This window comes from Sphingomonas sp. Leaf208, assembly GCF_001421415.1.
GTDB lineage: Bacteria > Pseudomonadota > Alphaproteobacteria > Sphingomonadales > Sphingomonadaceae > Sphingomonas.
Genome location: NZ_LMKH01000001.1, coordinates 488,237 through 498,922 on the forward strand (window position 1 = coordinate 488,237; position 10,686 = coordinate 498,922).

Below are 10,686 nucleotides of genomic sequence, written 5' to 3' on the forward strand. Positions count from 1 at the left end.
CATGTAGGCCAAACCGTCCCCCGGGGGAAAGCCACGAGACAAGGAAAAGGGCAGTCCCGACATACGGACCCGCCCTTCGCGGTCTTTCGACCTTCAGCGCTGGAGGATGCGGTTAGAGCTTCACGCGCGCGCCAACGTACATGGAGCGGCCGACGTTATCGAAAATCGCACCGTCTGCAACACCGAGCTGGCCGTAGGGCGGCTTCTTGTCGGTCAGGTTGTCGACGCCACCGTAGAAGGTGAAGCGCTTGTCGACGACTACCGATGCACGCAGCGCATGATAGACGACCGACGGGTAATAGACGCGATCAGCATAGTACGGATCGAGTGCGGCCACGCCATTCGTTTCGTGCTGCGCTTCCCAATCTGTAATCGACTGGCGACCGATGTAGCGGAGCTGGTAGCCGAACGTGACTGGACCATGCGTATAATCGGCCGAGACGTTGAAGTTGTAGACCGGGTCGCCCAGCTCGCCCTTGACGCGCTCCTTCTGGCCAGGGTTGTCGAGGTACGGATAATCCGTGCGGTCGCGAACCCAGGTACCGACGAACCGCAGTGCGATCTTGTCATCGGCGAAGATGCGGCGGTTGTACGACACATCCACGTCGATGCCCTTGGCCCGCAGCGCCGCGAAGTTGACCGTGCTCTGAAGCAGTGCAGTCTGGGCGAACTCACCACTCGACTGGCGCGGGTTGATCAGGCCGCAGAACTGGTTGTCCAGCGACGCTGCGTCGTAGCAGGCGTCGAGAATGGTCTGCGCGCCGACTGCGGCGATGACGTTGCTGATCTTGATGTCGTAATAATCAGCCGTGATCGCGAGGCCGGGAATGAACGACGGCTGGAGGATGACGCCGTACGTCCAGCTCCGCGACGTCTCCGCCTCGAGGTTGGGGTTGCCGCCCGACAGGAACTCGGTGCTGCCGCCACGTGCCGCATTGTTGATGAAGTTGACGGGAACGCCAGCTGCGGCGCAGTTGGCGGCGCGCGTCGAGCGACCAGTCTTGATGAAGTTGATGTCGCAGGGATCGTTCAGAATGTCGAAGTTCTGCGACGGCGACGAGTAGAGGTCGCTCAGCGTTGGCGCGCGGACGGCCTTGGCGTAGCTTACGCGGAACTTGATATCGCGAACCGGCGCATACAGCGCCCCTGCATTCCAGGTCCAGACGGTACCCGCCGAGCCCTTATAGTCCGCAACTCGAACGGCAGCATTCGCCGACAGTTCCTCGGCAAAACGCGTGCCCTTGAGCAGTGGCAGGTTGATCTCGCCATATGCTTCTTTGACCGCAAACGATGGCGGGGCAAAATCGGGAATGGCATTGAGGAAGGTCGCGCCCGACTTCACCTGGTCGTCATACGAATACGAAGCAGTCTCACGGCGATATTCGCCGCCGAGTGCGAACTGGACCGGACCGCCGGGGAGTTCGAACAGCTGCGAACTGTCGCCGACGATATTTGCCGTCACGTCGAACTCGGTCGCCTTGCCGGTACGCTGCGAAGTCGTGTTGATGTAATTGAGGGCCGCCTGGCTGGGGGCGCCATTACCGAGCACGTTCAACGGCACGCAGTTCGGATCGGTGACGCTGGTCTGGTTGATCCGGCACACGATGGTACCCGCGCCGTTCCGAACCGTATCTACCGCATTGTAGAAGTTCTGGTTGATGCGGTTGTTGAAGAACGACGAGCGGGTCCGGAACTCGCCATAGTTGACCGAAAAATCATACTTCCAGTCAGTGTTGAACGTTCCTTCCGCGCCGCCAACGATCCGATAGGTATCACGGCGGTCGAATTCGTCGCGTGTCCCGAAATCGTTGTTATTGCGGTTCAAGCGGAAGAACTGTGCGCCAGCTGGCAGCAACGAACGGATCGTCGCGGCATCGCCGGGCTGCAGATATGGGTTATCGAACGAGATCGGAATGCCGATCGTCTGCCGGCTAAACCCGCCAACGGCCGCGCGCGTGAAGGGATTCCCGTCTGCGTCCTCGTCCGCGACGGTGCCTTGCTCGCCGCCCTGGGCAAAGGTCGGCGTGCCTTGGTTGAAGCTCTCAACGCGAACGAACTTCGCTTCGATGAACGGCTTGAAGGCATCGGACACGTCGAAGTGGCCGAGCAGGTTCGCGACGTAGCGCTTCAACGCCGGCTGAAGCGTGCCGCGGTCGTTGAGGATGCCGCCGTCGCCGCCATTGTTGTTGTTCGAGCCCGCCGGGCGGAAGTCGGTACCGTAGTTATACTCGTACAGCGATCCGCCGGAGTTGAAACCGAACACACGGGGATAGCCGTTGGCGAGGCAGCCTGCCGCCACGGTGCCATTGGCGCAGCTGCCGATCCCGGAGCCGTTATAGGCGATGAAATTGCCGCCATTGTCGTAACCGAAGCTATGAACATTGTTGAGGAAGGTGCGGTTCGGAACCGTGTTGTCGAGCGCCGGGCTGTCCACCAGCTGGAACTGTCGACGTCCGCTATACGCACCCGTCAGACCTGGCCGGTCGGCATAGGTGACGAGGTCGGACTGGTTATATTCAAGGTTCAGCGCGATGTTGCCGCGGCCGTCTGCGAAGTTCTGACCGTAAGTACCACTGAGACGATACGTGCCGTGATCGCCCTTGTCGCTCAACCCGCTCTGCGCGTTGAGCGTGAGGCCCTCGAAGTTCCGCTTGAGCACGAAGTTGACGACGCCCGCCATCGCGTCCGAACCGTAGACCGCGGACTGGCCGCCAGTGACCGCATCGACGCGTTCGATCAGATCGGTCGGGATAGTGTTGGTATCGACCAGGAAATCACCTTCGGACGAGGTGATGTGCCGACGGCCGTTGACCAGCACCAGCGTGCGGGTAACGCCGAGACCGCGCATATCTAGGAAGTTCAGGCCCGAAGTGCCGATGAACTGCGTCGAGCTGGCTTGGCTGTAGGTCGAGCGCAACGACGGAAGATCGTTCAAAACGTCGCCGACCGTGATCGCACCGGTGCGCGTGAGATCGGCAATCGTCAGCGTGGTGACCGGAGCAGGCGAGTCGAGTGTGGGACGCGCAATACGCGAACCAGTCACGACGATTTCACTGCCGGCATTGGCCTCCGGCGCAACAGTCTGTGCAACCGCGCCCGTCGTGGTATCCGAACCTGCGGGAGCGGCCGGATCGGTGCCGGGTGCCTGTGTCTGCGCGTCCACCGGCGTCGCCGTCTGCGCTGCTGCCGGAATTGCAGAGGCCAATACGAATGCGACCGTGGACGCAGTTACGAACAATCCGGACTTCCGGATCGAGATGCCAACCATACTGAGTAACCCTCTGAACCTAAGCTTTATACTGAGCCCAGAAGGACACCTTTTCTGTCTATTTTTCAATCCTTACAACGAAACATTGCGGATATGTGACATCCTCGCAACACGGATGCGTAACAAAAAGGCCGCGCCCACCTGATGGTGGACGCGGCCCTTTACGCAGCGATCGTGTGGACGATCAGTAGCGGTAGTGATCCGGCTTGAACGGGCCTTCGACCGGCACGCCGATGTAACCGGCCTGCTTGTCCGACAGCTTCGACAGCTTCACGCCGAGCTTCTCGAGGTGGAGCATCGCGACCTTCTCGTCGAGGTGCTTCGGCAGGACGTAGACTTCGTTCTTGTAGTTCTCGCCCTTGGTCCAGAGCTCGATCTGCGCGAGCGTCTGGTTGGTGAAGCTGGCCGACATCACGAACGACGGGTGGCCGGTGGCGCAACCCAGATTCACCAGGCGACCCTTCGCCAGGATGATGATCTGCTTGCCGTCCGGGAACTTCACCAGATCGGTGCCGGGCTTCACTTCGGTCCAGTCGTAGTTCGACAGCGCGGCGATCTGGATCTCCGAGTCGAAGTGGCCGATGTTGCAGACGATCGACATCGGCTTCATCGCCTTCATGTGATCGGCGGTGATGACGTCGGCGTTGCCGGTCGCGGTGCAGAAGATGTCGGCGCGCTTCACGGCCTCTTCCATCGTCACGACCTCGAAGCCCTCCATCGCCGCCTGCAGTGCGCAGATCGGATCGACTTCGGTGACCATCACGCGCGCGCCGCCGTTGCGGAGCGACTGGGCCGAACCCTTGCCGACGTCACCGAAGCCGGCGACGCAGGCGACCTTGCCGGCGAGCATGACGTCGGTCGCGCGACGGATCGCGTCGACCAGCGATTCCTTGCAGCCATAGAGGTTGTCGAACTTCGACTTGGTGACCGAGTCGTTGACGTTGATCGCGGGGAACGGCAGCTCGCCCTTCTTGGCGATCTCGTACAGGCGGTGAACACCGGTGGTGGTCTCTTCCGAAACGCCCTTCAGGTTCTTGACGGTCTCGGTGAGGTAGCCGGGGTTCTTCGCGACGTACGCCTTGAGCGCACGCTGCATCTCGACCTCTTCCTCGTTCTCGGGCTCGGGCATCGTGTGGCCGGCTTCGAGCTTGGCGCCCCAAAGTGCGAACATCGTCGCGTCGCCGCCGTCATCGAGGATGATGTTGGCGGTCTGGCCCTCTACGTCGCGATCCCACGAGAAGATGTCGCCGACATAGTTCCAGTAATCCGCGAGCGTCTCGCCCTTGATCGCGAACACCGGCACGCCGGTCGCGGCGATCGCTGCGGCGGCATGGTCCTGCGTCGAGAAGATGTTGCACGTCGCCCAGCGGACGTCGGCGCCGAGCGCGGTCAGCGTCTCGATCAGCACCGCGGTCTGGATCGTCATGTGCAGCGAACCGGTGATGCGCGCGCCCTTGAGCGGCTGCGCTGCGCCGAACTCGGTACGCAGCGACATCAGGCCGGGCATTTCGGTCTCGGCGATGTTGATCTCGGCGCGGCCGAAATCGGCGAGGCTGATGTCGGCGACGACGTAATCGGTCTTCGCGGGGGCGAGGGTGGTGGCCACGATGGGTCTCCTGGAAATTCTGTGATCGGCGAGCCTCATGCCCGTGCCGGATGCCGTGCCACTTAGGGGATCGGAGGGCTCAAATCAAATATAAAGATATCTTTATATGATGCTCGGGGATGCCGTTGGCGTTAGCTGCATCGCCCTTCTTCGACTCCCCTCCCTGGAAGGGAGGGGTTGGGGGTGGGTCGGTTTGAGGCGCGTGCAGAGCCAGCCAACCGGCCGACCCACCCCCAGCCCCTCCCTTCCAAGGAGGGGAGTAGAAGTCAGGCCCTGCCCGTCTCCGCGACGAGCAACCGCGGGTCGACGCCGGCCTGCGCAAACGCCATCGTCCAGCGATCCTCCGCCGCGGTATCGAACAGCAGTTCCGTGTCCCCCAACACATTGAACCAGCCCGGCCGCGACAGTTCGCCCTCCAGCTGCCCCCCGTCCCAACCGGCATAACCCAATGCCACTACCCACTCCGACGGGCCCTTCCCTTCGGCAATCGCGCGCAGCACGTCGACCGTGCTCGAAAGCTTCCACCGCCCGGCGACATCGACCGAATCCTGCCCGCCCCAGTCGGACGAATGCACCACGAACCCGCGGCGTGGCTCGACCGGGCCACCGAAATGCACGGCTGCGTTGGGCGCATCGCCCGGCTCGATCCCGAACTGCTCCAGCAGATCGTGGAAACCCAGACCGTCGATCGTCGCGCCGATCCCGATGCCGATCGCGCCATTCTCGTCATGACTGCACATCGCGATCACCGCGCGGGCGAACCGCGGATCGCTCATCCCCGGCATCGCGAGCAGGAATTGTCCGGAAAGAAAGGGCGTCTTGTCCATGCGTTCGACCATAGCGACGCGGACGAGTCCCCGCCACGCTTGAAATACGCGCGCCCGCGTCCAAGGTACGGCTCGCCCGCGACCAATGCGCGGCGACAGGAGATTTCAGATGACGATCAGCGTCGGCGACCGGCTTCCCACCACCAATCTCGTCAAGGCGACCGCAGACGGCCCCGACCAGGTCGATACCGACAGCTTCTTCAAGGGCCGCAAGGTCGCGCTTTTCGCGGTCCCCGGCGCGTTCACGCCGACCTGCTCGGCCAAGCACTTGCCCGGTTTCGTCGAGAAGGAAGCCGAGCTGAAGGCCAAGGGCATCGACGAGGTCGCGTGCGTCTCGGTCAACGACGCGTTCGTGATGGGTGCGTGGGGCAAGTCGGCAGGCGCCGGCGACATCACGCTGCTCGCGGACGGTAATGGCGATTTCGCCAAGGCGATCGGGCTGACGATGGACGGCTCGGGCTTCGGCATGGGCATTCGCAGCCAGCGTTACTCGATGCTGGTGAACGACGGCGTGGTCGAGCAGCTGAACGTCGAGGCCCCCGGCGAGTTCAAGGTGAGTTCGGCCGAGCACCTGCTTAGCGAAATCTAATGTGAGAGGGGCGGGAGCGATACCCGCCCTCATCACCACCCCGGCGAAGGCCGGGGCCCAATTAGCAAGGCCGAGGTAACTTCGGACTTCCCTCTGTTACATCCGTCCCCCAATTGGGCCCCGGCCTCCGCCGGGGTGGTACATTGACGTCGAGCGCGCCTTAAACGCTCCCCTCCCCCGCAAGTCTTGCCAGCGTAACCTCCGCCACCTAACACTGCCCGATGACAATCGCATCCGACCTCGTCGCCGAACTCGACCGCCTCTACCGCGCCTCCGTCGAGCGCCTCCAAGCCGCGATGAGCGCCTATATCGCCGACGGCACGACGCCCGATCCGGTAAGCCGTACCGACGGCTCGTTCGCCTATCCCGAGATCCGGCTGACCTATAAGGGCGGCGTCGACCGCCCCACCCCGTTGCGGTCGTTCGGCCGCATGGTCACGCCCGGCGAGTACAAGATCAGCGTCACCAAGCCCGCGATCTTCGCGGAATACCTGACCGAACAGCTGACCCTGCTGATCGAGGATTACGACGTCACCGTCGAAGCCGTCGAAGGCCGCCAGGAAATCCCCTTCCCCTATGTGATCGAGCCCGGCCACGCGCTGAGCCTCGATGAGGTCTCCGCCACCGAATTGTCGCGCCACTTCCCCGCGACCGAGCTCGCGCATATCGGTGACGAGATCGCCGACGGCCTCTGGATCGCGCAGGACGAAACGCGTCCGCTCGCGCTGTTCGACGGGCTGCGCACCGATTTCAGCCTCGCCCGCCTGCGCCATTACATGGGCACGCCGGCCGAGCATGCGCAGCGCTTCGTACTGTTCACCAACTACCACCGCTATGTCGACGAGTTCGTCCGCTGGGCCGGCACGCAGCTGGGTGAAGGCTCGCGCTTCACCAGCCTGTCGGGCGCGGGCGGGATCACGATCTCGTCGGGCGACGACATCGACAAGATCATCTCCGACAGCGCGTGGCGCCGCCACCAGATGCCCGCTTATCATCTCATGGCGGACGACCGCACCGGCATCACGCTCGTCAACATCGGCGTGGGGCCCTCGAACGCCAAGACAATCTGCGACCATCTCGCGGTGCTGCGCCCCGAGGCGTGGCTGATGATCGGGCACTGCGGCGGCTTGCGGCCCAGCCAACGGATCGGCGACTATGTCCTCGCGCACGCGTATCTGCGAGACGACCATGTCCTCGACGACGTCCTGCCCCCCGAAATCCCGATCCCCGCGATCGCCGAAGTCCAGCTCGCGATGGCCAAGGCGGCCGAGATCGTCTCGGGCCAGTCGGGCGAGGAACTCAAGCGCCGCCTGCGCACCGGCACGATCGTCACCACCGACGACCGCAACTGGGAGCTCCGCTACTCGAAGTCCGCGCTCCGCTTTTCGCTGTCGCGCGCGGTCGGCATCGACATGGAATCGGCGACGATTGCCGCCCAAGGCTATCGCTTCCGCGTCCCCTACGGCACCCTGCTCTGCGTCTCGGACAAGCCGCTCCACGGCGAGCTGAAGCTGCCGGGTCAGGCCAATCGCTTCTACGAGCGCGCGATCAGCGAGCATCTGCGGATCGGGATCGAGACCTGCGAACAGCTTCGCCTCGAAGGCTCCAAGCTCCACAGCCGCAAGCTTCGCGCATTCGACGAGCCCCCGTTTAGGTAAAAACCGGAGCGCATCGCGCGGGAATGCGTTACGCAGGCGGGATCATTGCTGAGGGAAGATAGAAGTGGCCGACACCGACACGCCCGATACGGAAGCAAAGAAGCCCGCCGCCCGCCGTCGCGCACCGCGCAAGACGAGCGCGCCTAAGGCGGCACCGGCTGCCACGTTGTCGGCCAAGCCGGTCGCGTCTAAGCCCGTGCCGGTTGCGGACAAGCCTGTCACCGCCGCGTCGTCGAAGCCAGTGACCAAGCCGACTCCAAAGCCGCGCTCGACCAAGCGCAGCACGCCCCGCCCGGTGCCTGCACGCAATACGGCCACGCCGGTCGCGGTCGCCAAGCCTCCGGAGAAGACCCGTGGCAAATGGGGTGCGGCGGCGATCTTCAGTGGTGTCGCGGTTGCTGGAGCGGCGGTTGGCGCGTTGCTGACCTTGCGCGGGAGCACGCCCAAGGCTCAGCCAGCGCCCAAGCCGAAGGGTACGCACGCGCATCAGGCTGACGGCACGGACTCGTCGAAGTCGTTCGACGCGGGCATCGCCAATCCAGGGACGGTCCCGGAGTAAGCATCCCCAAGTAACGCAACCCCGGCGAAGGCCGGGGCCCAGTTGGAACGTCCTGCGTAACGAAGCTCATCGCTCCGTTAGCAACGTTTCCCAACTGGACCCCGGCCTTCGCCGGGGTGGTGCTTTGTAGCTGTAGCCCTCGTTACTAATGTTCCCCCGCGGAGGCGGGGGCCCAGCTAAAGCCACGGAAGCGTTCGTAACCCTGGGCCCCCGCCTTCGCGGGGGAACTAGAAGTTTGAGTGGTCAGGTTTACCCCCTCACCACCCAGTCGGCTTCCCCTTGTTCTGCACGTCCAGCCACGCCTTCAACGGCGCGAAATACTCGACCAGCGCCGCGCCCGACATCTCCCGGCTCCCGGTGAACACCTGCAACGCGTCCGGCCAAGGCTTCGACTGCCCCATGCTCAGCATCGCGTTGAGCTTCGTGCCCACCGCCTTGTTGTCGTAGAACGAGCAACGATGCAGCGGCCCCTTCCAGCCCGACTGGTCGCACGCCGCCTTGTAGAACTGGAACTGCAACACCCGCGCCAGGAAGTAGCGCGTGTAAGGCACCGCTGCCGGGATATGGTATTTCGCGCCCGCATCGAATTTGGTCTCATCCCGCGCAACCGGCGGCTTGATCCCCTGATACTGGAGCCGCAACGCATCCCACGCCGCCTGGTACCCGGTCGCCGGGATCTGCCCCGAGAACACGCCCCAGCGCCATTTATCGATCAGCAGCCCGAACGGCAGGAACGCGACCTTGTCCATCGCCTGCCGCAGCAGCAGGCCGATGTCCTTGTCCGCGCTCGGCACCTTCGCCTGGTCGAGCAGGCCGATCTTCACCAGGTAATCCGGCGTGATCGACAGCGCGACGGTATCGCCGATCGCCTCGTGGAAGCCGTCGTTCGCACCGTTCGCGTAGAGGAACGGCTGCGCCTTGTACGCGCGCTGATAGTAATTGTGGCCAAGCTCGTGGTGGATCGTGACGAAGTCGTCGGCGTTCACCTTCGTGCACATCTTGATCCGGATATCGTCCTTGGCGTCGATATCCCACGCTGACGCATGACAGATCACGTCGCGGTCGGCAGGCTTGGTGATCTGCGACCGCTTCCAGAACGTCTCCGGCAACGGTGCGAAGCCCAGCGACGAATAGAAGCCCTCGCCCTGCTTCACCATCTTGAGCGGATCATAGCCCTTCGCCTTGAGCAGCTCGCCGGTGTCGAAACCCAGATCGCCTGCCCCCTTCGGTGCGACGATATCGTAGATATTGCCCCATTCCTGCGCCCACATGTTGCCGAGCAGGTCGCTGCGGATCGGCCCGGTCTTCGCCTGCACCGCGTCGCCGTATTTCTCGTTCAGCTTCCACCGCGTGTAGGTGTGGAGCGCCATGTAGAGCGGCTCGACCTGCTTCCAGATCTTGTCGGTCAGCGCGGCGAACTGCTCGGGCGTCATGTCGTAGCCCGAACGCCACAGTGCACCGACGTCCTTGTAGCCGAGCTCGCGCGCGCCTTCGTTGGAGATCGCCATCATCTTCGCATAGTCGCCGCGCATCGGCGCACCGACCTTGTCGTTCCAGCTCGTCCACATCTCGGTCAGCTTGGCCGGATCGCGCGTCGAGCCCATCGCCGCCTCGATATCCGACCCGTTGATCGGCTTGCCGTCGAGCGTCCCCATTCCCTTGCCGTAGGAGGACGACATCTTGGTGGTCAGCGTCGACAGTTCCTCGGAAGCCCCTGCCCGCGTTGGCGCCGGCAGCGTCAGCCCGCCGCGGAGCAGGTCCAGCTTGCGCTTCGTGTCGAACGACAGCCCCGGCAGCGACGCATAGCGCGCGGCGCCGAGCGCATAATTCACCCCGAGATCGGTCATCTCCGCGCCCGACTTCGCGGCCAGCGCATCGGTGTCGTCAGTGATGTAGGTCGCGTTGACCCACGCCACGCGGTTGGCATCCAGCGAGGCCGCTGCCATCGCCTTCTCCGCCTCGGCAACGAACGCATCGGCCTGCGCGACGGTCGGCTTGCCAGTTGCGGCGGGTGTGGTTTGGGCTTGCGCGGACACGGGCGCGGCAATCGCGCACGTGAGCGCGATCAGAGAGACGGTACGGATCATGATCTTCCCCTGGATTATGCCTCCAGAGTGAGCATCCGACCCCGTCTGGTCAACGCCGATCTTTCCAATCCTCCCCCGCCAGGGGGAGGTGG

At 63.7% G+C, this 10,686-nt stretch carries 7 protein-coding genes; 3 read left to right on the top strand and 4 right to left on the bottom strand.

Annotated features, from left to right (window positions below; all coding sequences use genetic code 11):
• Positions 1–112: 112 nt before the first annotated feature.
• From ASE69_RS01995 to ASE69_RS02005, 3 genes are all read right to left on the bottom strand, one after another.
• Positions 113–3,268 (bottom strand): TonB-dependent receptor domain-containing protein, encoded by a 3,156-nt coding sequence (locus ASE69_RS01995; protein ID WP_082452770.1) that lies wholly within the window; start codon positions 3,266–3,268, stop codon positions 113–115.
• A gap of 184 nt (positions 3,269–3,452) precedes the next feature.
• Complete coding sequence (gene ahcY / locus ASE69_RS02000; protein ID WP_414882818.1) at positions 3,453–4,913, bottom strand: adenosylhomocysteinase; 1,461 nt, start codon at positions 4,911–4,913, stop codon at positions 3,453–3,455.
• A gap of 227 nt (positions 4,914–5,140) precedes the next feature.
• Positions 5,141–5,701, bottom strand: a complete 561-nt coding sequence (locus ASE69_RS02005; protein ID WP_056483005.1) for a YqgE/AlgH family protein — start codon at positions 5,699–5,701, stop codon at positions 5,141–5,143.
• Between the two features lie 109 nt (positions 5,702–5,810).
• On the opposite strand from ASE69_RS02005, the gene ASE69_RS02010 reads away from it, so the two are divergent.
• The 3 genes from ASE69_RS02010 (at position 5,811) to ASE69_RS02020 (ending at position 8,507) form a co-directional block, all read left to right on the top strand.
• On the top strand, positions 5,811–6,290 hold the full coding sequence (locus ASE69_RS02010) for a peroxiredoxin (RefSeq protein ID WP_056482135.1): 480 nt from the start codon (positions 5,811–5,813) through the stop codon (positions 6,288–6,290).
• Positions 6,291–6,511: 221 nt separating this feature from the next.
• Positions 6,512–7,948, top strand: coding sequence for an AMP nucleosidase (locus ASE69_RS02015; protein ID WP_056482138.1), 1,437 nt, complete (start codon positions 6,512–6,514; stop codon positions 7,946–7,948).
• A 64-nt stretch (positions 7,949–8,012) separates the two neighbouring features.
• On the top strand, positions 8,013–8,507 hold the full coding sequence (locus ASE69_RS02020) for a hypothetical protein (protein ID WP_056482141.1): 495 nt from the start codon (positions 8,013–8,015) through the stop codon (positions 8,505–8,507).
• A 257-nt stretch (positions 8,508–8,764) separates the two neighbouring features.
• On the opposite strand, the gene ASE69_RS02025 is transcribed toward ASE69_RS02020, so the two are convergent.
• Entirely contained in the window at positions 8,765–10,594 is a 1,830-nt protein-coding gene (locus tag ASE69_RS02025) for a M2 family metallopeptidase (RefSeq protein WP_056482144.1), read from the bottom strand.
• Positions 10,595–10,686 lie beyond the last annotated feature (92 nt).

Bases quoted from the DNA above. Each gene is read 5' to 3' on its own strand.
- ASE69_RS02005 (WP_056483005.1), bottom strand. From the start codon at position 5,701: ATGGACAAGACGCCCTTTCTTTCCGGACAATTCCTGCTCGCGATGCCG.
- ASE69_RS02025 (WP_056482144.1), bottom strand. From the start codon at position 10,594: ATGATCCGTACCGTCTCTCTGATCGCGCTCACGTGCGCGATTGCCGCG.
- ASE69_RS02015 (WP_056482138.1), top strand. From the start codon at position 6,512: ATGACAATCGCATCCGACCTCGTCGCCGAACTCGACCGCCTCTACCGC.
- ASE69_RS02010 (WP_056482135.1), top strand. From the start codon at position 5,811: ATGACGATCAGCGTCGGCGACCGGCTTCCCACCACCAATCTCGTCAAG.
- ASE69_RS01995 (WP_082452770.1), bottom strand. From the start codon at position 3,268: ATGGTTGGCATCTCGATCCGGAAGTCCGGATTGTTCGTAACTGCGTCC.
- ahcY (WP_414882818.1), bottom strand. From the start codon at position 4,913: ATGAGGCTCGCCGATCACAGAATTTCCAGGAGACCCATCGTGGCCACC.